Annotated in this window: 23 protein-coding genes; 4 read left to right on the top strand and 19 right to left on the bottom strand. The window is 40.2% G+C overall.

Annotation, left to right across the window (positions count from 1 at the left end; translation table 11 throughout):
* Positions 1-12: 12 nt before the first annotated feature.
* From fliD to ACZ5WS_RS07415, 17 genes are all read right to left on the bottom strand, one after another.
* The gene (gene fliD, locus ACZ5WS_RS07495) at positions 13-1,437 is read right to left on the bottom strand and encodes a flagellar filament capping protein FliD (protein WP_464711408.1); all 1,425 of its coding nucleotides are present in this window, start codon (positions 1,435-1,437) and stop codon (positions 13-15) included.
* A 29-nt stretch (positions 1,438-1,466) separates the two neighbouring features.
* A complete protein-coding gene (locus ACZ5WS_RS07490) occupies positions 1,467-1,853 on the bottom strand; it encodes a flagellar protein FlaG (RefSeq protein WP_464711406.1) in 387 nt (128 codons plus the stop codon).
* 100 nt (positions 1,854-1,953) lie between these two features.
* Positions 1,954-3,402, bottom strand: a complete 1,449-nt coding sequence (locus tag ACZ5WS_RS07485) for a flagellin (protein ID WP_138605277.1) — start codon at positions 3,400-3,402, stop codon at positions 1,954-1,956.
* 217 nt (positions 3,403-3,619) lie between these two features.
* Complete coding sequence (locus tag ACZ5WS_RS07480) at positions 3,620-5,068, bottom strand: flagellin (RefSeq protein WP_138605276.1); 1,449 nt, start codon at positions 5,066-5,068, stop codon at positions 3,620-3,622.
* Positions 5,069-5,343: 275 nt separating this feature from the next.
* The gene (gene flgL / locus ACZ5WS_RS07475) at positions 5,344-6,603 is read right to left on the bottom strand and encodes a flagellar hook-associated protein FlgL (RefSeq protein WP_138605275.1); all 1,260 of its coding nucleotides are present in this window, start codon (positions 6,601-6,603) and stop codon (positions 5,344-5,346) included.
* Between the two features lie 2 nt (positions 6,604-6,605).
* Positions 6,606-8,612, bottom strand: a complete 2,007-nt coding sequence (flgK, locus tag ACZ5WS_RS07470) for a flagellar hook-associated protein FlgK (protein ID WP_464711403.1) — start codon at positions 8,610-8,612, stop codon at positions 6,606-6,608.
* A gap of 1 nt (position 8,613) precedes the next feature.
* The gene (gene flgJ, locus ACZ5WS_RS07465) at positions 8,614-9,609 is read right to left on the bottom strand and encodes a flagellar assembly peptidoglycan hydrolase FlgJ (RefSeq protein WP_138605273.1); all 996 of its coding nucleotides are present in this window, start codon (positions 9,607-9,609) and stop codon (positions 8,614-8,616) included.
* Positions 9,610-9,745: 136 nt separating this feature from the next.
* Positions 9,746-10,840, bottom strand: a complete 1,095-nt coding sequence (locus ACZ5WS_RS07460; protein WP_178956427.1) for a flagellar basal body P-ring protein FlgI — start codon at positions 10,838-10,840, stop codon at positions 9,746-9,748.
* A 12-nt stretch (positions 10,841-10,852) separates the two neighbouring features.
* Positions 10,853-11,536, bottom strand: a complete 684-nt coding sequence (gene flgH, locus ACZ5WS_RS07455; RefSeq protein ID WP_010387881.1) for a flagellar basal body L-ring protein FlgH — start codon at positions 11,534-11,536, stop codon at positions 10,853-10,855.
* 14 nt (positions 11,537-11,550) lie between these two features.
* Positions 11,551-12,339, bottom strand: a complete 789-nt coding sequence (flgG, locus tag ACZ5WS_RS07450) for a flagellar basal-body rod protein FlgG (protein WP_010387879.1) — start codon at positions 12,337-12,339, stop codon at positions 11,551-11,553.
* Between the two features lie 21 nt (positions 12,340-12,360).
* Positions 12,361-13,104 carry a flagellar basal body rod protein FlgF gene (locus ACZ5WS_RS07445; protein ID WP_131691416.1) on the bottom strand — a complete coding sequence of 248 codons (744 nt, stop codon included), beginning with the start codon at positions 13,102-13,104 and terminating at the stop codon, positions 12,361-12,363.
* A gap of 133 nt (positions 13,105-13,237) precedes the next feature.
* Positions 13,238-14,560 carry a flagellar hook protein FlgE gene (gene flgE, locus ACZ5WS_RS07440; protein ID WP_464711400.1) on the bottom strand — a complete coding sequence of 441 codons (1,323 nt, stop codon included), beginning with the start codon at positions 14,558-14,560 and terminating at the stop codon, positions 13,238-13,240.
* A gap of 58 nt (positions 14,561-14,618) precedes the next feature.
* Positions 14,619-15,296 carry a flagellar hook assembly protein FlgD gene (locus tag ACZ5WS_RS07435; RefSeq protein WP_178956429.1) on the bottom strand — a complete coding sequence of 226 codons (678 nt, stop codon included), beginning with the start codon at positions 15,294-15,296 and terminating at the stop codon, positions 14,619-14,621.
* 13 nt (positions 15,297-15,309) lie between these two features.
* A complete protein-coding gene (gene flgC, locus ACZ5WS_RS07430; RefSeq protein WP_008113068.1) occupies positions 15,310-15,741 on the bottom strand; it encodes a flagellar basal body rod protein FlgC in 432 nt (143 codons plus the stop codon).
* Positions 15,742-15,743: 2 nt separating this feature from the next.
* On the bottom strand, positions 15,744-16,154 hold the full coding sequence (gene flgB / locus ACZ5WS_RS07425) for a flagellar basal body rod protein FlgB (RefSeq protein WP_464711397.1): 411 nt from the start codon (positions 16,152-16,154) through the stop codon (positions 15,744-15,746).
* A gap of 128 nt (positions 16,155-16,282) precedes the next feature.
* On the bottom strand, positions 16,283-17,113 hold the full coding sequence (locus ACZ5WS_RS07420) for a CheR family methyltransferase (protein ID WP_138605268.1): 831 nt from the start codon (positions 17,111-17,113) through the stop codon (positions 16,283-16,285).
* 20 nt (positions 17,114-17,133) lie between these two features.
* A complete protein-coding gene (locus tag ACZ5WS_RS07415; RefSeq protein ID WP_138605267.1) occupies positions 17,134-18,072 on the bottom strand; it encodes a chemotaxis protein CheV in 939 nt (312 codons plus the stop codon).
* A 138-nt stretch (positions 18,073-18,210) separates the two neighbouring features.
* On the opposite strand from ACZ5WS_RS07415, the gene flgA reads away from it, so the two are divergent.
* From flgA to flgN, 3 genes are all read left to right on the top strand, one after another.
* On the top strand, positions 18,211-18,918 hold the full coding sequence (flgA, locus tag ACZ5WS_RS07410; RefSeq protein WP_198523551.1) for a flagellar basal body P-ring formation chaperone FlgA: 708 nt from the start codon (positions 18,211-18,213) through the stop codon (positions 18,916-18,918).
* A 74-nt stretch (positions 18,919-18,992) separates the two neighbouring features.
* On the top strand, positions 18,993-19,313 hold the full coding sequence (gene flgM, locus ACZ5WS_RS07405; RefSeq protein WP_010387860.1) for a flagellar biosynthesis anti-sigma factor FlgM: 321 nt from the start codon (positions 18,993-18,995) through the stop codon (positions 19,311-19,313).
* A complete protein-coding gene (flgN, locus tag ACZ5WS_RS07400; protein WP_464711394.1) occupies positions 19,306-19,737 on the top strand; it encodes a flagellar export chaperone FlgN in 432 nt (143 codons plus the stop codon). Before flgM ends, flgN begins: the two co-directional genes overlap by 8 nt.
* Before the next feature lie 69 nt (positions 19,738-19,806).
* Here the strand turns inward: flgN and ACZ5WS_RS07395 are convergent, their stop codons facing one another.
* Complete coding sequence (locus ACZ5WS_RS07395) at positions 19,807-20,265, bottom strand: LPP20 family lipoprotein (RefSeq protein ID WP_138605368.1); 459 nt, start codon at positions 20,263-20,265, stop codon at positions 19,807-19,809.
* 139 nt (positions 20,266-20,404) lie between these two features.
* Here ACZ5WS_RS07395 and ACZ5WS_RS07390 point away from each other — a divergent pair, with 139 nt between their 5' ends.
* Positions 20,405-21,592: a flagellar assembly protein T N-terminal domain-containing protein gene (locus tag ACZ5WS_RS07390; RefSeq protein WP_464711392.1), complete on the top strand. Its 1,188-nt coding sequence runs from the start codon at positions 20,405-20,407 to the stop codon at positions 21,590-21,592.
* On the opposite strand, the gene ACZ5WS_RS07385 is transcribed toward ACZ5WS_RS07390, so the two are convergent.
* A complete protein-coding gene (locus ACZ5WS_RS07385) occupies positions 21,589-22,488 on the bottom strand; it encodes a LysR substrate-binding domain-containing protein (RefSeq protein ID WP_290169779.1) in 900 nt (299 codons plus the stop codon). The two genes, ACZ5WS_RS07390 and ACZ5WS_RS07385, sit on opposite strands and share 4 nt — an antisense overlap.
* Position 22,489 lies beyond the last annotated feature (1 nt).

Raw genomic sequence — 22,489 nt, 5'->3', positions numbered from 1 at the left:
AGTTCACTCCGCTTAACTTGATTTCTTAACCACCCCTGGTAGGTTAGCTAATTGTTGTTGTAAATAGCTGCCTGTTGAATTTAAATTGGCCACTAATAAATCCATTGCATTGTATTGGCTATATAATCGTTCTTCATATTTTGCCATACGAATATTAAATTTTTCTACATCAGTTTCTAGTTTAGAAAGCTGTGATTCACGACCTTCTATACGTGAACTAATAATACCATCAGAAGCCGTATAACCCTTAATAACAGTATCAAGCTGTGCAACAAAACCGCCTTTATCTTTTTCACCGACAAAAAAGGTTTGTAAGGCTTGAGGATCCCTTTCTATCGCAGCTTTTAATGCATCAGAATCAATACTTAATTTACCTGAACGCTCAGTTCTAATACCAAAATTAGCTAAAAAATCAGTGTTACCATTTCCCGTGCTAAATTCTGAGGTTAACAATGAGCGCACCTGATTAACAGACCCTCTTAATAAGGAGTCACCGGCAAGTGCCCCTACGCCCTCTTCAGCACTTGAACGTCCCAGCTGTTTTGATAAATCAATAAAGGCATTAAATTTGTCTACAAATGAGCTCAAGCCAGTTGTAATATTTTTATTATTTTCAGTTATAACAGCTTTACTTAAATCATCATCAGTGCCATGCATTTTTTTTGCATTAATGGTGACGCCTTCAATAACATCTTTAAACTCATTAGTACTGCTTGAGGCCACAAGCGTACCATCTATTGTGATAGAGGCATCGGTTGCTGCAGTCACCTCATTTAAATTTTCGGCATACGTTGTTGATGTCGTATCACTATCATACGCCAAACGAGATAAACCCGAAAGATCCGTATTGCCACCATCACCAGTGTCATCGACAACAATTTTTATTGCATTTTCTGCTCCGGTTTCTTTACTCGACAATACTAATCGCTGACCGGTGTCATCAGTAATAATGGTGGCATTTACAGAGTCATTATCAACTGAATCATTAATCGCATCACGAATATCGGCAAGCTTTGCTGTATCTGACACAGTAATATCAAAACTATCAGAACCAGAGCTGATCGTTAGCTTACCCTCTCCCACCGCTTCATCGCCAGCTATAGCATCTGATGTTAGCTTATGGTTTTCGGCCAAACTATTAACTTTAATTGAGTAATTATTGGTTTGTGCATCTTTTTCAGAACTTAAAGTAACAAAATCATCACTACCACTAATTGTTCTCTTTTGAAACTCCTCGACAGAGGCTAGTGACTCTAATGAGCCATTTAGCTCCTCTAAAGACGCTTTTAGCGTGCCTACAGCAGATATATCAGTGGTGAAATTAGCTTGCTGTTTTGTTACTCGAGCTTGATAAGGGGATTTTTCAGCATTGACTAAAGCACTTACAATTTCGTTTACTTGAAGTCCTGAACCTATACCTGTAAATGAAATAACCATAATTGTTACCCTCTTAAATTACTGAAAAACTAAACTTTAAAATCAACCAATACACCCGTGGCTTCTGCTAATTTAGCCACTATACCTAATACTTCTTCTGACGGATATTGCTTAACCAAGTCACCACTCTCTTTATCGATAACCTTGATTACATTACGGCCAGAGTCTTCATCTACTTTAAACTGAAGACTGCGGTTCATTTCACCCATAAAGTCCTGCAATTGCTGTACCACCTTTTCTAGCTTTTCAGGTGATAACTCAGTTTCAGAGGCTTCGTTTCTACTTGCAGCAGTAGGGGTGGTTGTATTCTTCTGTTCATCAACATTTTGCTTAACTTGAGATGGGGCTTGATAACTTGAGGTAACCTCACCTTTTTGAGCTGAGTTGATATTTAGATTTAAACTTTGCGTTTCCATAATTCGCTCCTATTATAAAGCGATATAAAGCTTTATACCTATACAAGAAAGGAAGGGTTGCCCCTTCCTTAGTAGTTAAAGTATAGAGCTTATTGTTAAATTAACCTAATAAGCTAAGTGCTGCCTGTGGTAACTGGTTAGACTGAGCTAAGATTGTTGTACCAGCCTGTTGCATAATCTGGTTTTTCGTTAGCTTAGCTGTTTCTGCAGCGTAATCGGTATCTTGTATACGGCTTTTAGAAGCTGATACGTTTTCTGATACGTTTGAAAGGTTCGCTATAGTAAAGCCAAAGCGATTTTGTACCGCACCTAAGTCTGCACGTTGCGCATCAATCTGAGCAAGAGCAGCATCGATTGCTTTAATCGCATCTTGCGCACCAGCTGAAGTCGCACCAGAGATATCCACAGACTCAACTGAAGTTAACTCACTTGTACCACCTGTAGATGCAATATCAGCACCTGCAGCACCTTTACCAAACAGTTCATTTGCGCTCGTACCAGATATACCAATTTTATCAGCAGAGCTTAAGTTAAGCTCTGCTGAAACGCTGAGCGAACCTGCGGTGCTAGCAACAGCTTGACCACCGATAGTGAAAGCACTTGTATCGCCAGCGCCAGTAACATCAATACCATCGATATTTGTCGCTTTAAACGTAATTTCATCTTTAGCTTCATCAAAAACAGCATCATAACCATCAGCTTGCATCTCATTAGCAAGACGCGCCATATCACCACCAAAGTCACCTAGGTCATATGAATCAACTGCAGTGGCACCCTTTTTAATCTCAATTACTGATGAACTTCCAGCTTTGATAGCACCAATTGTAGTTTCAAGTTTAGCTTCGGCATTTACACCAGAACCAGATGAATTTATTGTATCAGCAATTGTTGCCGCACCTTGGTTAGCACCAACAGATACATCTGTGCCATTGATACTTAATGTATCTGCTGAAGTTACAATATTACCGGCTAGGTTAACCGTTTGAACATCCCCAAGCGCAGAAACTGTCGATGTTGCCGCACCTTTGATTTCATTCGCACCGATAGCATCAGCAGATACGTCACGAAGGCTTACGTTGATTGTTTCATTAGCGTTTGAACCCACTTGGAACTGCTTAGTACCAAATGAACCATCTAATAAGCTAGTGCCACCGAATTTAGTAGTTTCTGCAATACGCGTTAATTCTTGTTGTAATGCGCCTACCTCTTTTTGAAGGGCCGCACGTGCATCAGCATCATTTGAACCATTCGCTGATTGTAGTGCTAAGTCACGCATACGTTGTAGAATATTTGATGACTCTGTCATCGCACCCTCAGCGGTTTGCGACATTGAGATGCCGTCATTAGCGTTTCGCTGAGCAACACCTAAACCATTAATTTGTGAAGATAGACGGTTAGCAATTTGTAGACCAGCCGCATCATCTTTCGCGCTGTTAATTTTCATACCAGATGAAAGACGTTGCATTGATGTGCCTAACGCATCGCTAGATTTTGATAAGTTTCTTTGTGCATTTATTGATGCAACGTTAGTATTTACTGATAAAGCCATGTTATAACTCCTGATTACTTTCGTAATGTAACTAATTGATTTTAACCAAGAGCCATCACAATAAAAATCTGTTCAAGCTCCGTTCTAATTAAGTTAACGGCTGTTATAAAATTACCTTTAGCTTTTTTTTTAAAAAAACAGTAAAAACTTTTAGTTGATTGAAATACAAACAAAAAAGCCAAGTATAAATACTTGGCTTTTTTAATTTTAATTATTATTAACCACCTAACAAGCTTAATGCAGCCTGTGGTAACTGGTTTGCTTGCGACAAGATAGTAGTACCTGCCTGTTGCATGATTTGATTTTTAGTCAACGTTGCAGTTTCAAGCGCATAATCAGTGTCTTGAATACGGCTACGCGAAGCCGATACGTTTTCAGATACGTTAGCAAGGTTGGCAATAGTAAAGCCAAAGCGGTTTTGCACCGCACCTAAGTCAGCTCGTTGAGCATCAATTTGCGCTAATGCTGCATCAATTGCTTTAATCGCGTCTTGCGCACCATCTGAAGTCGCGCCTGAAATATCAACACTCTCAATACTTGTTAATGAACTAGTACCGCCTGATGATTGTATTGCAGCAGCCCCTGTACCAAATAATTCATTCGCAGTGGTCCCTGAAATACCTATTTTATTCGCTGATGATAAATTTAGCTCTGCGGACACACTAAATGAGTTCGCTGTGCTGGTTACTGCAGTTCCACCTATAGTAAAGCCACTTTGATCAGTGCCTGTGATATCAATACCATCAACATCTGTGGCTTTAAAAGCAATCTCTTCAGTTGCAGGGTCGTAAATGGCATCATAACCTGCTTGTTGCATGTCATTTGTTAATCGCTCCATCTCACCACCATAATTGCCTAAGTCAAATGACTTCTCAACTAAGCCATTTTTCTTAATTTCAATCACACCTTTACTGTCCGATGTGATCCCAGCAAAAGTGGTATCAATTTTAGCCTCTGCAACCACACCGGCACCTGACTTGTTGATAGTATCTGCAATAACAGCCGCACCAGAACCACCAGCAATAACAATATCTGTACCGTTAATATTAACCGTGTCCGCACTTGTACCATGATTTGTTGCTAAGTTAACAGTTTGTACATCGCCAAGCTTAGTATTTGCATCTGCGGCGTTGCCAGGTCCTTTAATTTCATGCGCACCAATTGAGTCTGCTGCTACATTACGTAAGCTTACATTAATGGTTTCATTCGCATTTGCACCTACTTGGAATTGTTTTGTACCAAATGTACCGTCAAGTAAGCTAGTTCCACCAAATTTGGTAGTGTCTGCAATTCGAGTAAGCTCTTGTTGCAGGGCTGCTACTTCTTTTTGCAGTGATGCACGGTCAACTGCACTGTTTGACCCATTGGCTGATTGCAGTGATAAGTCACGCATACGTTGTAAAATGTTTGCTGACTCTTGCATCGCACCTTCAGCAGTTTGCGCCATAGAAATACCATCATTGGCATTACGCTGAGCAACCGTTAGGCCATTAACCTGAGACGTTAGTCGGTTGGCAATTTGTAAACCTGCAGCATCGTCTTTTGCGCTATTAATGCGCAAACCAGATGATAGTCTCTGCATTGAAGTTTCAAGTGCCATGCTAGATTTAGATAGGTTGCGTTGCCCATTAAGTGATGCAACATTTGTATTTACGCTTAAAGCCATTTTACCATCTCCTAGTTTCAATCAGAATGTGGTTCAAAATATTTAAGCAAAAACCACACTTTCTATAACCAGTTGAATGCATTAGTTGTGCCAACTAATAAAAAACAGTTAAGCAACTGTTTTTTAATAAATAAATAGCGTTTATTGATACTTAAAATCAGAAGTTAGCATTTTTTTGACAGGAGAAAAAAGGGGGGTGACAGTTTTTTGCCGCTTCGTTAAGGCAAGTTATTACCTACTTTTCTCGTATAGTAATAACCTGCCTTGGATGGTATTTATAAATAATCAAATAATGAAAGTTTAGCCAAGCGACCAAAAGTCGCTTGTGAAGCCTGTAAACCAGACTCATGTTTAGTGAGATCGCTGATGGCTTCAGCGGCATCAATCTCAATTAGGCTAGATCTGTTTTCTTGATTATTAATATCTAGAGCACTGTTTGAGTCGGTAACACGCTCAACTACATTCATACGCCCACCTAAACCAGCCTGAGTAAACACAATTTGCTCACTAGCATTTTTAAGCTGAATTAAACCATCAGATAATGCTTGGTTAATTTGCGTTTCATCAAGTTGTTCGTCATTTAGGCTAATGATCAAATCTTCTAGCGTATTAAGTACATTTTCTTTGCCTGGTTTTTCAAGAGTAAAATCAAGCTGTCCTGGTGCTGCCCCCTCAAGTTGAATTTCCATACCTGCAAATTCAATCGGTTCATCGGTTACTTCACCCGTAACGGGTGGTACAAGAGGATTACCATCACGTAATATTTCATATTGATCTGGCGCTGAAGGGGTCGCCCCAGGGATCACATTAACATTATAGGTATTGATCGTTGGAGAAATAAGCGGATCTGGGTCTGAGTTATAATTATCTTTATGAAAACGGTCAAACTCGCCTTGGTTTTCAACATAAACAGTTCCAGCGGTAATGCCGCCTGTTGGCGTTCCATCGTTTGAAACTACATCGAGTCGCGCATCAACTCGTTCAAATACATTGAAGCCATTATCGCTTGATTTGATCTCAACGCCTTTTGCGATCGTCACTTCGTGTTGGCCTTGATCGCCTTGATATTCGTATTTGCCATTGGTGCTATTAAATGTATAAGTTTGAATATCGTCTTGATAGCCAGAGAAAAGGTATTTCCCTCCTTCAGATTGACTATTCATTAAATTAAGCAGTGATTTTTGCAATTCTTTTAGTTCACTGGCAACTGAAGCCAAATCACCTTTATCTAACGAACCATTGCCCGCTCGTATAGTTAACATTTGCGCTTCTAAAATAGTGTCGTTCATACCTTGCAATAAACTTTCTTCGGTTTCTAAACGCCCTTTTAGCTGATTAATATTCTTCGTCAGCTGCTCATTAGTTTCTATTTTATTGGTGTACAACATACCTTGCGAAATAGCAGCAGGGTTTTCAGAGGTACTCAAATATTTTTGACCTGTATTAACGCGCTCCTGCGCACCAGCTACATTTTGTTGATTCTCAAGTATTTTATTAATGTTATTTTGATACATTAAATTATTTGATAAACGCATAATTACCTCGCCGCACTCAATAAGGTGTCAAAAATAGCTCTCGCTGCAGTTAATACTTGTGCAGAAGCAGCATAGGATTGCTGGAAGCGCAGCAAATTAGCCGCCTCTTCATCTAAGTTTACGCCCGACAACGATTCGTACCAGGCTTCTGATTGTTGTGCTAAAGCATCAAATGCAGCACCATTGGTTTTTGCTTGACTGGTTACCACACCAACATCGGTGACTAATCCAGCATAGGCCTGATTCAATGTTTTATGATTATCAGCTGATGCGCTCGCTACTACATTTTGACGTACTAAATCGGTATTCTGTAAGTCAGCAAGTTTTTGGCCGTTGCGGTTATCATCAAAACCGCCTTCATTAAATTCTAAATTAAAGGTATCGCCCATTGCTGGTACGCCTTCAATATTAAAGTCAAAACCATAACCATCGTATGGTGCACCGGCTTGAGCGAGTATATTGTTAGCAGGCGGTGTAACTGTAAACGTAGTTGTGCCATTACCATCAGTAAGTTGATATTCGTTAGCATTGGCTGTTTTAACAATGCTAATAGGGCCATTTGCTAAACCCAAAGGATTACTAAAGCTGCCAGTGGTTACATCGGTAACATTACCCGGTGAAATAGTCCCTGTACCTGTATTATCAAGGCCGTCTGATGTTCTAATTGGGGAGGCCAATGCAATGTCCTCACCTCGACCTGTTGTCAACGATATATTGCCAGCCGCGCCACTATTAAGTTTTACCTGAAATTGGTCACCGGCATTACCGGCTCCCGTTATATTAAGCTCTAAGCCAAACGCCTCTCCGCTGGTAATAGCAGCTGAATCGATAATGCCACTGGGTGGGATAATTGCTAAAGAGGCTGTACCTAAAGGTTCACCTTTATTATCAATTGGCTGAATACTTACTTCGTTAGGGTTACCCGTATAGGTGATCACAAAATCACTGGCTGGCAGATCACTGCCTTTACCTGCCTCAACGGTTGCTGACATATTAGCTGTTCCGGTGTTTGCTTGATAAACAAAAGCACTGACCGTTGGGATATCAAAAATATCCCCTCCGAGCTCACCGTTTGCATCCATACCTAGACGGTTTTGCTGATTAAACGAATCAGCAAGCGCAATACCCATCTGGCCAATTTGATTTTGTGCCGGCACCAAAATATCGTCTCTAAATGCTAATAAACCGCCAATTTTACCTTTGAGTTTAGTAGGGTCTATATCGAGTGGCACAGCCTTACCGCCATTTACATCTAAGCGTAGCTCTTTAAAGTTAGCATCAGGATCGCCACTAATCGAAAACAAGTTAAATGACCCATTTTGCATAACAACGGCTTCACCTGTGCCCATAAAAACTTGTTTTTCACCGTTAGGGCCGTCCAGAGTCTCTATATCAATCAGTTCAGATAAATCGCGAATTGCTTTATCACGCTCATTGTAGGCTGAGCTCGCATCGGCTTCGTTCTTGGTACCATGAACACCTGCAATTTCTTGGTTCAACGAACTAATACTTTCGATTAACGTATTCGCCTCTTCTGAAAAAATCTCTAATTGCTCATTAACCACCGCTTTTTGCTCTGAAACGATGCCTGCAAGCCGATCCATTTGGTCAATCAGGTTTTGTGCATCACTCATCACCAATGAACGAGCAACCGTTGATGACGGTTGATTAAGGGCTTCTTGCACGTTATTAAACATTGAGTTGATACTAGTTGATAAGCTGTTTGATTTTTCTGAAAAAATTTGATCAACCCGACTCGCTTCACTAACAAATTGATCAAAAAAACTTTTATTTGAAGTATCTCGATTTAATTGCTTTTGCGCAAACTCATTCAATAACCGGTACGTTTGGCCACGGCCTACCTGATTATCAATCATGGTGGTAAACTCGGTGCGCTCACGTACATACCCTTCGGTATTAACATTTGCGATGTTTTTACTTGTCGTTTGCAATAACTCAGAGTTTGCTCTTATTCCTGAATTAGCAATGTTTAATAAATTAAACGACATGTTACTCTACTCCCTGGCGGATCACGCTTGTGGCGATATTCTTCAATTCGTTACTGTTCAGCACTCTTTTTATTTTGTCTGCATAATTAGGGTCGGTTGCATAACCAGCTTGCTGTAAAGAGTCTAAAAATTTATGCGGCTTTGCCGTATTGTTTAATGCATCTTGATAGCGCGGGTTCTGTGTTAAAAAATCCACAAAATCATTCACGCTATCTTTTATCGAGTCATACGCTCTAAAGCTTGCTTGCTTTTTAACTGCAGCACCTTGCTCAAACTCTAAAGTGACCTTACTGGCCTTTTCACCCTGCCAACTTTTATCTGACTTAATATTGAATAAATTGTTTGAGCTATTACCATCACCTTTACTAATAATATGTTTACCCCAGCCAGTTTCTAATGCCGCTTGTGCGACCATAACCGCCGGATTTAAACCAATTTTTTTAGCCGCTGTTTTTGCGTGTTCCCACACTGTGCTTACAAATTCCTCAGCATTTTCAAATGTGCTAGACGCTGTGTTTTGTTCGCTTTTTTCAGTTGAATCAACGAGTGACACTTTTTCAGTGCCCTTTTGGTTTTCTTGATGAGGTAAAGTACTACCCGCACGTTGGTCACTAAAGAAATCTGACGTGGTGCGAAGAACAGAGCCTGGCATAAAGTTTTTTCCATCTGGCGATAATTGTTGCACAATTAAATCAGCAAGACCCAAAGAGCCATTTGATGAAAGCTCTGTAGCCATTTGTTGGTCGTGCATTTCTTCAAAAAACTTAACGCCACTAGCATTAAACGGGCTTTCTTTATCTTCAAAAGCCTCATTGGCTTTACGCATACTTTTAAGCAGCATTTGGGTGAATATAGCTTCAAATTGTGCCGCCGCTTTTTTTAACGCCGCTTTAGATGCATCGGTTGATGCGTCACCGCTGTTTAAAGCATCTCGACGTAGAGAGTCTAAGTTGCCTAAATCAAAAAAGTTTTGCTTATCTAGATGATTTGTTTCCATCAGCTTTTTGACACAATAATTAATAATATCTAGATAATGCAATAATTGAGCCAGCGAGATTTTCAAAGGTGGGAGTAAGCAGGAAAAAAAAGTATAAAACACCGCAATAAAAATATTAAACGGTGTTTTTTAAAGGTTAAATTACAACAAGCTGACCATTAATTGCACCGGCTTCTTTGAGCGCTTCAAGAATAGCCATTAAATCACCAGGGGCAGCGCCTACCTCATTAATTGCACGAACTAAGTCATCAAGACTCACACCAGGGTCAAATACAAAAGCGCGTGAGTCATCCTGATCAACATCAATAATACTTTGCTGAGTAACCACGGTTTCACCCTCTGCTAAAGGATTTGGCTGCGCCACATTTTGTTGCTCAGCAATCGTTACTGTTAAACCACCGTGGGTAATTGCCGCAGGTTGTAATTTTACATTTTTACCTATAACAATGGTGCCGGTACGCGAGTTAACAATTATTTTTGCTGAAGTATCTGCTGGCTTAAACTCTAAGTTTTCAAGAGTTGATAAATACGATACACGTTGCGAGGCATCACGAGGTGCAATAACGCGAATAGAAGCTGCATCGAGTGCTTGAGCGCTATTTGGACCAATTAAATCATTAATGGTTTTCTCTAAACGTTTAGCAGTAGTAAAGTCAGGACGGTTTAAATTAAAGGTAATATAGTCGTTTTGCATAAATGGGCTTTTAACAGCACGTTCAACGGTTGCACCATTTGGTACACGTCCTACCGTTGGCGTATTAATCACAACGCGACTACCATCAAGGCCTTCAGCGCCTAAGCCACCTACAATTAAACTGCCTTGAGCGATGGCGTAAACATTACCATCAACCCCTTTTAAGAATGTTTGTAGTAATGTGCCACCGCGCAAGCTGCCTGCACTGCCAATCGATGATACGGTTATATCTATGGTTTGCCCTGGCTTTCTAAATGGGGGGAGTTCAGCATGAACAGCAACCGCTGCAACATTTTTAATTTTTGGCTTTAAACTAGAAGGTAACGTAATACCAAAACTATTAAGCATGCCTTTAAAGCTTTGCTCGGTAAAACGGCTTTGCTCACCGGTGCCTGGTAAACCAACAACTAAGCCATAGCCCACTAATTGGTTTGAGCGCACCCCTTCGACCATAGACACATCTTTAATTCGCTCAGCACTGGCAGTAAATTGCCAGCCTAGTAGCACCATAAAACAAAAAACTTTAAAACCATTCATGTCGAATGTCCTCTAAAAGGGAAACAATGAGCTACTAAAGAAACGCGTTAACCAACCCGGGCTTTGTGCCTCTTGTGTTTGGCCCTTACCTGAGTACTGAATACGCGCATTCGCAATTCGATTAGACTCAACGGTATTATCGGCATTGACATCTTGTGGACGCACTAACCCTTCTAAGCGAATAAATTCTTCACCGGTGTTTAACGTTAGCCATTTTTCACCGCGAATCACTAAATTACCATTTGGTAGTACTCGCATTACGTTAACCGAAATATCGCCAACTAAGCTATTTGATTGATTTGATTTTGAGTCACCTTTAAATGAGGAGTCACTGCCAATACCAAATTGAATGCTATCGCCGCCAATATTTACCGGTAAACCACCTAAGCCAATCACAGGGTCGAGGCTGGCATCGGTTTCTTTATCCGTTTCTGTTTTAGCTGCTTTAGTCGCTTGGGTTGACTCTTGTAATTTAACAGTAATGATATCGCCTGTTCGCAGTGCTTTTTTATCGGCATAAAGATCATTCGATAATTGAGTACTGAACAAAGAGCCGGTTGCGACTACTGGCTCCATATTAGGCTCTGGATACATAGGTGCATAATAGGGATCGTCTTGTACTACCTCATTATTTTGTGTAGCTACACAACCACTTAATAGTAAAGTCCCTACTGTAAATAACATAATATTACGCATACAATCCCCCAAAACTATAACTGTTGATTGATATAACTCATCATTTCATCAACGGCTGAGATCACTTTTGAGTTCATCTCATAAACGCGCTGCGTTTCAATCAAATTAACTAACTCTTCGGTCACATTTACATTTGATGTTTCCAGTGAACCTTGAATAATCGTACCTAAACCTTCAACCCCCGGATTACCTTGAACAGGCGCACCACTTACCGCGGTTTCGGTATATAAGTTTTGCCCTATAGGCTCAAGGCCAGACGGATTAATAAAATCACTAATCGTGATCTGACCAATAACCACGTTTTCGGCCTGACCTTTAACGCGAACTGACACTTCACCATCTTGAGATACGGTGATCGACTGTGCATCGTCAGGTACATTCATTTCAGGCTGAACAACATAACCAGCACCCGAGGTTACAACACGCCCGTCACCGTCAGTAGTAAATTGGCCGTTTCGCGAATATGCAATATTGCCATCTGGTTGCAATACTTCAAAAAAACCAGGACCTGAAATCATCCAATCTAAAGAATTTTCAGTAGTGAGCATATTACCTTGCGAAAAGTTTTTTTGGTTAGCTACTACTTTAGTACCCGCACCGAGCATTAAGCCTGACGGCATTTCGGTATCTTGCGATGATCGACCGCCTGGTTGATTAATATTTTGGTAAAGCAAGTCTTCAAAAATAGCGCGGCTTTTTTTGTAACCTACTGTACTGGCGTTCGCTAAGTTATTTGATATAACCGATATATCAGTTTGTTGAGCGTCAAGCCCTGTTTTACTTATCCATAATGCTGGATTCATAATAATATCCTCACGTTAAAGTTAAACGATGCGCATCAGCTGCTCTTGACGTTCGTCAATCTCTTCAGCTGTTTTCATCAGTTTTACTTGTAATTCAAATTGGCGTTGGTGACTGATCATATCGACCATTTCATGCACAGGATTTACATTCGATTTTTCTAATGTGCCACCTAATACTTGTACATTGGCTGATGTTTCAACTATTTCGCCTGGTTTAGCTCTAAATAAACCATCGTTACCCTTCTCAAGCGTGGCGTTGTTTGCATCAACCACTTTTAGGCGATCAACTTCTTCTAAAAAGTTAGCCGGTGCACCTTGAGGGCGAACTTGAATAGTGCCATCTTTGCTAAATTCAATTTTTTCAATCGGTACAGGTAATATGACTGGCCCACCTTCGCCAATAACTTGACGACCGTCGCTGGTAGTTAGCATACCTTCAGCCGTTATATTTAACGAACCCACTTTTGTATAAGCTTCATTACCAGAGGCGTCCTGAACACTCAACCAGGCGTTATCGCTCATAGCAATATCAAGGCTGCGACCTGTTTCGACAACACCGCCCGATGTCATGTTTGATCCTGGACGCTCTTGCATAGCAAAAACACGAGTCGGCAAACCTTCACCGAAAGCCTGCATTGAGCGCGCTTGCGCAAAATCAGATTTAAACCCAGTGGTGTTTGCATTTGCCAAATTATTGGCTTTAAGAGCAAGCCCTTGCATGCTTTGTTTAGCGCCAGATGCGGCTATGTAGACCATTTTATCCATAACATCGACTCATTAAGAAATCTATATATGAGTAAATGCAATATAAGTGCCAAATTAAATTAAAGCATGAATAAGATTTTAAGAGAGGAATAAAAAAGGCTGCATTAAGCAGCCTTTATAAATCAAAATATGGTTATCGGATCTGTAAAATATTTTGTTGCAGTGTTGAATTCACTTCAAGCGCACGAGAGTTTGCTTGGAAGTTACGCTGCGCACTAATCAAATCAACCAGCTCTGTGGTTAAGTTTGTATTTGATTGCTCGAGGGCTGAAGAATTAATTTTGCCTAAAGTCCCTGTTCCCGGCTCACCCGCAATCGGCTCACCTGAGGTTAAACTTTTTTTCCATGAAGTATCACCCACCTGTTGTAAACCTTGTGAGTTTGCAAACCTAACCATGGCTACTTGACCTAAATATGAAGTGTCGCCATTGCTGTACGACGCAACAACTTTACCATCAGTACCAATATCAATACCCGCTAAGCGACCCACTGTAGCACCGTCTTGTTCAAGCGCCTTTACTTCAAATCGATTAGCATATTGAGTGGGAATTTTACCTGTAGTACCAGCCTCATCACGCCACTGAATTGCAATGTCATTGAACTGCGCACCGTTGGTTAATAATCCTGAAAAGTTAGCTGTATTTAAATTTACATCATCAAAGGTACTTCCTGTAATAGGTGCGCCATTGGTTGTTTCTGGCGTACCGCTTGCGTTAAATCCAAACGTACTAAGTGGGCTTGGAGTTGCCGTTGCAGCACCGGTAGCATCAAATGGTTTTTGATCCAATGTACCATGCACTTGCCATTCGTTTGGTGCAGTTTTAACAAAATAAAACTGCATTACATGCGGCTCACCTAGTGAGTCGTAAACTGTGGTTGAAGTCGAAGAATTATAAGTAGTGCCATCTGTTGCATCAAATGGCACAGCTATAACATCGTCACGCGAATCAACATTGAACGACGTATAAACGTTTGAAGTAGAGCGCGGAGACCCTGATGAATCAGGTATTTGCAGTGCAGAAGATGTGCTTAAACTAACCGAAGTAGTACTGCCTGTAACTTCATTCACCGGAAAACTCTGTAAGAAGTTTCCTTTAGCATCAACCACAAAGTTATCTTTATTAAGCTTAAACGCACCTGCGCGAGTATAACTAAAATCTAAAGAGCCTAAATCATTACTTGTTGCAAAGTAACCTTCACCCGTGATCGCTAAATCCAGTGAGTTATTAGTAAACTGCAGCGACCCTTGATGAAACTGCTGGGCAACCATGGTCGTTTGCACACCATCACCATTTTTTGTTTTACCGGCGCTAAATACTGATGATGCGTATACATCAGCAAACTCGGCGCGAGACTCTTTAAAACCAGTGGTGTTTACGTTGGCAATGTTATTGGCGGTAACATCCAAATCTTTTTGTGCGGCAGCAAGGCCTGTTAATGCAATATTAAAGCTCATAATTAACCTCTAACCTAAAAATATTTAGCCTGATGGCTAAAAAAATACATAAAATCTATTACGCGATTTCTGCGACATCAGTCAGCCTAACCGCACCTTCTTTAGTATTAATAATAATGCCGCTTGAGCCGTTAATATTAACACTTTCAATATTTTTGAATGTAGCTAATGGGAGGCTTGAAAATTCCCCATTTGTACTACCCTCTGCTTTGATGTTGTATTCACCAGGTGGTAGCCGTTCACCCGCTTCATTTTTACCATCCCATGCAAAACGGATGGCTCCTGCAGGCTGAGTGCCTAAATCTATAGTTTTAACCAACTGCCCGGATGCATCTTCAATGCGGATCATTAAACTATCGACTGGCTTTTCAGCTACAACAGAACCTCTTGATTCACCCGACTCATTAAGCTCCAGTGTATCCGACTCCAACAAAGCTTGTTTGCCAACCAGTGTTGATGCTTGCAATGCCGAATTTGATGTCATCGACGCAGCTAAGGAATCAAAGTTAGAGTTCAAATTTGATATTCCTTCAGCCATGGTAAAGTTTGTCATTTGTGCAATCATCTGATCGTTATCAGCAGGTTTGCTGGGATCTTGATATGACAACTGCTGTGTTAACAACGAAAAAAAATCTTCTTGGGTTAACGCATCACTGTCTTCTTTTTGTGGCACTTGCTTATCTTGCCAACGTAAAGAGTCCATGTAGGATGAAGAAGTACTAATATCGTTACTCATGAGCTACCCTCAGTTACCGCTGACCTAACAGCAGTGTTTTACTTAACATTTGCTTAGCTGCATCAGCAACTTGAACATTTGTCTGATAAGAGCGAGATGCAGAAATCATATTTGCCATCTCCTCAACAACATTCACGTTGGGTTTATAAATGTAACCATTTTCATCCGCACTCGGGTGGTTTGGGTTATATTCAATTTGTAGTGGTTTATCACTCTCAACCACTCCTAACACTTTCACACCAACGGCAGAGCCCTGTGGGTTGCTTGCTGACGCTGACGCTTTTGTTAGCTCCGCAGCAAATACAGGTTGTCGCGCTCGGTACGTTTCATTTTGTGAAGAGCTAATTGTATTGGCATTAGAGATATTACTTGCGGTGGTATTTAATCGCACGTTTTGCGCGCTCATACCCGAACCTGCAATATCAAACACATTATATAAACTCATAATTAGGCTCCTTGACTACCGAGGGCTTTTTTTAGGCCTTTAAAATTACCATTAAGAAACTGGACACTGGCCTGATACTCCATAGCATTCTGTGTATACAAGTTCCGTTCCACTTGTATATCAACAGAGTTACCATCACCTGTATCTGTTTGATTTGGCGTACGAAATAATTCATCTCCACCTACAAAACGGGTACCACCGGCAATGTGTTTTTCGTTGGTTCTTACCATCGTATTGCCGCTTAGTTGGTTAGACTTTGCCGTTTTTAATGCTGAGGCAAAGTCGATATCTTTTGCTTTATAGCCGGGCGTATCAGCATTTGCGATATTAGTAGCGAGCATTTCTGCTCTTTGCGAACGGATCAACATCGCATGCGGATGCACGCCTAATGCTTTATCAAAACTGATAGCCATAACTATCTCCAAAAAATTGACTTAGTATCAATAAAGCAATAAGTAAGCCAGCAATGAAAGTAGTGATGATAAAAACAAAAAACGGCGCTACAGCGCCGTTTTTAGGAGGGGGTATATCTTAATATTCGTTATTTCTTTTGGTAAATAATGCCGGGGTTACAACGTACCATATCAAATTCGGTACTCAAACCAGACATAGATTCCGACGCACCTAAAAATAAATACCCCTTAGGGTTAAGTGCTTGAGAAAATTGTGCAATTATTTTGGCTTTCACCTCAGGTGAAAAATATATTAAAACATTACGGCAAAATATAATATCGAACTTACCCATCAAGGCGTACGAGTCGAGCAAATTTAAATGCCTAAAGCTCACTTGCTTTTTCAATGAGTCAACCACTTGTGCCATACCATTGCCGCTGTCTTTAAAAAATTTCTTACGACGATCAGCAGATAGCCCGCGAGCCAGTGCCAATGCATCATATTCAGCGTTTTTACACATATCCAGCATGGTATTTGAGATGTCAGTACCCACTATTTGTGCACCCATTTTTAAAACACCAGGACTACTTGATTGAAACTCAGCTACCGACATAGCAATTGAATAAGGTTCTTGCCCTGAAGAGCTCGCAGCAGACCATATTTTTAATGGTCTATTTAGCGCTTTAAACTCAGGGAATAATCTGGTTTTGAGCAACTCAAATGGATATTGATCTCTAAACCACAATGTTTCATTGGTTGTCATGGCATCAACAACAGCAGCGCGCAATTGGCGCTCATGTACGCCAAGTGTTTTGCTAACCAGTTCAGATAACGATTCAACATTAAATCGGGACATTAATGGCGCCAAGCGACTTTTAACCAAATACTGCTTATTTTCACCTAAAACAATACCGCACTGTTGTTCTAAAAATAAGCGAAATTGATCGTATTCTGTTTGCTGCAAATCTTTATTAGTCAAATCAATAACACCTATGTTTATTAATCACAATGAACCCACTTATTAACGGCTGTAGCAAGCTCGTCTGGATTAAATTTCGCTATAAAATCGTCAGCCCCTACTTTTTCAATCATTGCTTGGTTGAAAACACCACTTAATGAAGTATGTAAAATCACATGCAATGGTGCAAGTTTGGGATCTGCCTTAATTTCTGCAGTGAGCGTATAACCATCCATTTCGGGCATTTCTACATCTGAAATAAGTAACCCTACTCGCTCTGTAATATCGTTAACACAATCAAGCTCTGCAATTTCTTTTAGTCTTATTAAAGCTTCTTTACCATTTTTAGCAAGTTCAGTAGTTACGCCTAAAGGCTCTAACGCTCGTTTAACCTGATTTCGTGCCACGGCCGAATCATCGGCTATAAATACTATACGCTCACCCAAATCTTTTTGCATACTACCTTGAGCCTGAGCCGCAACATCTGCGCTAACCTCTGTATTTACTGGACAAATCTCGTTTAAAATTTGCTCAACATCGAGAATCTCAACTAACTCATTTTCAATTTCAGTCACGGCTGTTAAATAAGAATAACGCCCCGCACCTGATGGCGGAGGCAGTATTTTTTCCCAGTTCATGTTAACAATCCGCTCAACGCCACCAACTAAGAATCCTTGAACTGAACGGTTATATTCAGCAATGATAATAAAACCTTCTTCTATATTTTTTATAGGACGGCCACCTACAGCCATAGATAAGTCAATCACCGAAATAGTTTGGCCACGGATATGTGCAACACCTCGAATATAAGCATTAGCCTTTGGCATACTAGTAAGAGGCGGGCATTGTAATACCTCTCTTACTTTAAACACATTTATGCCGAAGCGCTGACGCCCGTTAAGCTTAAATAACAATAATTCTAAGCGGTTTTGCCCAACCAACTGAGTACGTTGGTTTACTGAGTCTAAAATACCGGCCATTTAAATCTCCTAAGAAAACAAATATAAGGAACGATAATTGCTTTCAATTAATAAAGCGTCATAACACAACGGGGGCGTCTAAATTCTGACGCAAAATATTTATACCCTGTTTGCAACCATAAGCATAGTCGAAACATTATGAGTTTGTTAAAAAAAATCAGAAGATACAGTGTTTTTTATTTTCTTGCTAGCCTCTGCTTCACTTTGCCACTAAAGGCTCAAGTATTTAGTAAAGAATCACTTCAAGAAATGGCTGTATCTTATGTTGCACAAAAAGCAGTGACTACAAATGATAACAAAATACAGTTTAGCGCATTACCGTTAGATAGCCGCATACCTGATCGCCATTGTAACTCTGAGCCAGAGCTAGTAACGCCAAGTGAGCCCCCATTTAATCGTCAGGTCACCATTCAAATAAAATGTAACGATAGTGACAACTGGGCACAATACGTACATGTCAGAATTACTGAATCAGCACCCGTTGTAGTTGCAACGACTAATTTAGCACGAGGTGAAGTGATTACTCCATCCCATTTAAGTATTGATATGCGCCCTGCGCACTTTATACGCGTTCAGTATCTTGATGATCCTGCACAACTTATTGGTAGCCGCAGTAAACGTAATATTCGTGAAGGTATGCCAGTACTACTCAATCAAATTTGTATGGTTTGCAAAGGCGACTCTGTCAACATTTTTGCCAATATTAAAGGGTTAAGAGTAAAAACAACGGGTGTTGCATTAGAGGATGGAACCTTAGGTGAACAAGTACGAGTAGAAAACAAAAAAACAGGTAAAGTTTTAAATGCACGGGTAGATGGTGTAGAGTCTGTGCAGGTAAATATTTAATGTAATTTATGCTAAAGTATCTTTAGTAAATGCCGATATATAGGCATCAGTTGGGTAATAAATGGGTTTTTATCATGGTCGGTCAAGTTAACAAATCAAATCAACAGCCTGGTGTTTTAACAAACACTCAACAGCAAAAAGTTGATTTAAAAAGAGATAATGCAAATACGCAGGCTGCGCAAACGCCTTCGCCTAAAGCTGCAAGCGATTCGGTGAGCCTAACACCGCAAGCTAAGCAATTAAAATCTTTACAAGAAAAAGCAGAGCAGTCTTCTGGTTTTGACAGTAACAAAGTTGCTGAACTTAAAAAAGCCATTACCGAAGGCAAGTATCAAATAGACAGTGAGAAACTTGCCAAAAATTTAGCAGACTTCGAGTTTAATGTTTATGGCTGATCACAATAGTTTAATTACGATTAAACTAAACGAACAAATAAATTGTTTAACAACCTTGAGTGAGCTTCTTACCCAAGAACTTAATGCAATTGCCTCACGTAGAGGCGAAGGTTTGAAAGAAATTGCCCAACAGAAAATGTCTTTTTTAACCAGCATAAGCACCCTAGATAAAGAACTCAGTAACCTGATTGCCAGTAATGATCAGCAAACAGATGAAAACAATGACTTAATAAAGCTGACCAGAACTAAGCTTGAGCAATGTCAAAAACAAAATGAAGTTAATGCTCATGCAGCTCATCAGGCACAGTTAAGTGTAAAGCAGCTAAAAGGTATTTTAATTGGTGCACCTTCATCAATGACCTACGACCAAGCTGGTAGCGTCGTAAATACCGATAACAGCATTGTGCGTAACCTAAAAGCCTAAAAAAATACCCATAAAAAACGCCTAAACGATAATTCGTTTAGGCGTTTTTTATGGGTAATAATTTGTCGCTTAGTAATAAGTGACTTTTTTCACTTCCCGTGGTTTTATCTCACCGATGTACAAGTCGTGAACGCGTTTCATATTAAGCTCAAGCTCGGTTACATACATATCATTAACGGCATATGTTTTTATAATTTGTGCGCCTTTAATAATACCTTGTACTTTGCTTTGTAAATAATCATCTTGGGCAACAGAGCCTGCGACGGTTGTGCCTGCGGTAATTTTTTGCCCGTATACTTGCTCTGTTAGTTCGCGATAAGCCTCGAGCTTTGAAGCCTTAATCGCCATAAGTTGTTTTTGCGTATCACTACTTCCCGACTGCAAACTAATGGGCGCATAGCCAACCGCTTTTAATACTGGGTAATTATTTGGCTCAACATATTTATACTCAACGTGTTTATCAAATATATTACTACAACCGCTTAAAGTTAAGCAGCCTAATGTGATCATTAATGGCATTACTCGCATCATACAGGGCCTTTAAAAACTAATTAAACTCAGTTATGCACGTTTAATGCCAGTGATACCTATATTCTGTAACGACAAATAATAGTGGTACATTACTTGCTGAGACTCATTAACGCTAACGTTTAATTGGAGTAAGAGTATGAAGTCGTTTTTAAAAGCAGTATTGGCAGGATTAAGCACCACTGCTGTATTAACGTTTTCACCTTTTACCCACGCTCAGTGGTATGAGTCTACAGGCCATGCGGTTATTCAAAATAGCGACATTCCCGGTGCAAAGGCCGCTGCAATAAAAGATGCGATAACCCAAGCCTTAGTATTTTCTGGGGCTCGTGTAAGTTCAGTGCAAACCCTTGTAGATGGCGTATTAACTCAAGACCAACTAAAAATAAGTAGCCAAGGCGAAATCCAAAAAATAGAACTCGTTAGCGAAAACCGCAGCAGTGATGAATTTGCGATTACCTTACGCCTAGATATTTTTGCACAAACCGAACAATGCCCGCAAAGCAACTTCAATAAATTTATAGCCGTGACGCAAAGCCAATTAACTAATCGCGAACACGCTAGAATGGGTCAAATATTTGACATTAATAAAGCCGTAAGCAAAAACATCTACACGGCACTGCAAAAATCAAAAATGAGTGCTGTCCCTGTTGCCTATTTCAATAAAGCGATAAAAGTCGATACCTACTTTAATCAACAACATGACTACTCTAATAGCCAGTTAGAGGAAATTTCATCGCGCAGTAACGCGCAATATGTGTTGTTAAGCCAAATTACCAGTTTATCCACCAGCGATAAACTCAATAGCGACTATGCATTTTGGCAAGATGAAAGCTATCAGCGTCACTATCAAATAGAGTTTAGTTTATTTAATGGCACTACTTATGAACCCTTGTGGCAACAAAGCTATCAAAGCCAAGCTATCTGGCCATTTGAAAAAACAACTATTATTGATGTAAACAGTAATCGTTTTTGGCAGTCACCTTTTGGTCAAAGTATTAGTGAGATAAACCAAACCCTAAGTTACGATTTGCAAGCAGCCATGGCGTGCCTACCCACCCAAGGCAAAATTATGCACATGGAAAATAATAAACTCGTTATTAATTTAGGAAAGGCACATGGCTTAGAAAAAGGCCAACAGCTGAGTATTGCTCATCATAATTATTTAACCGATGCGCAAGGCAACACCATGCCGCATACTATAACCACTTTGAACCGTATTCGTGTAGAGCAGCTATATCAGCACAGTGCCATTGCCGTCAGTATTAATGATCAGCCTTTACCGGGCGTACAAATTAACGATATTGTGGAAGTTGCAACGCCCTAAAGTACTTGGGTTAGCTTAACTTTTAAATTATCGTGAGCGCTTAACCAATCTGCTAACTGCTCAACCCCAGATAAATGCGGGTAGTGCTTTCGACAGGCCAATACAATATTACGTTGCTGATTAGGAAAAATAGGCAAATAATGAATTCCCTCTCGGGGGATTGCAGCAAGTTTTGGCACAAACGTAACCCCATCGTCCATCGCCACCAGCGCTAATAAGGTTTCTAAGCTATTACCTTGATACTGGCTAGAAACATCCACTCCTGCCGAAAAACAAAACTGCTGAGCTTGATCTTTAAAGCAATGGCCATCACTTAACATTAATAGGTTACTACCTTGAAGGTCTTGCAGTGCTACCTTTTTATTTACAGCTAAAGCGTTATCAGCAGATACCGCAACTAAAAAGTCTTCTTTATATACATTAATAGTATGGTAATTTTTTAGCTCAGGCACATCCGCTAAAATTGCAAAATCCACCTCGCCACTGTCTAGCGCAGCTAAAATGGTAGAAGTTTGCATTTCAATAAACGAAAACTGACTTTGAGTAAATGCCGCTTTCATTGATGTAAGCAGTGTAGGTAGTAAATACGGGGCAATAGTAGGAATAATGCCAATACTTAGTTTACCCTGTAAAGGTTGGTTAGAAGTAGCAGCCAGTTCTTTTAATATTTGAGTTTGCTCTAATATAAGAGTGATTTGTGTCAACAAACGTTCACCTTGGGTTGTTAAGGTAACGTGCTTAGTTGAACGGTCAAATAAGATAACCCCTAATTCTTGTTCTAGCTTTTTAATTTGCCCACTCAAGGTGGGCTGGCTTACAAAGCAAGCGTCGGCTGCTTTACGAAAATGTTTAAAATGCGCAACGGCTTTTACATATTCTAAATCTTTTAAGTTCATA

The sequence above is a fragment of the Pseudoalteromonas sp. 11L1 genome (assembly GCF_055397545.1).
The sequence above is the reverse complement of the archived record's forward strand: the minus strand, read 5'-3'. Positions and strand labels throughout refer to the sequence as shown.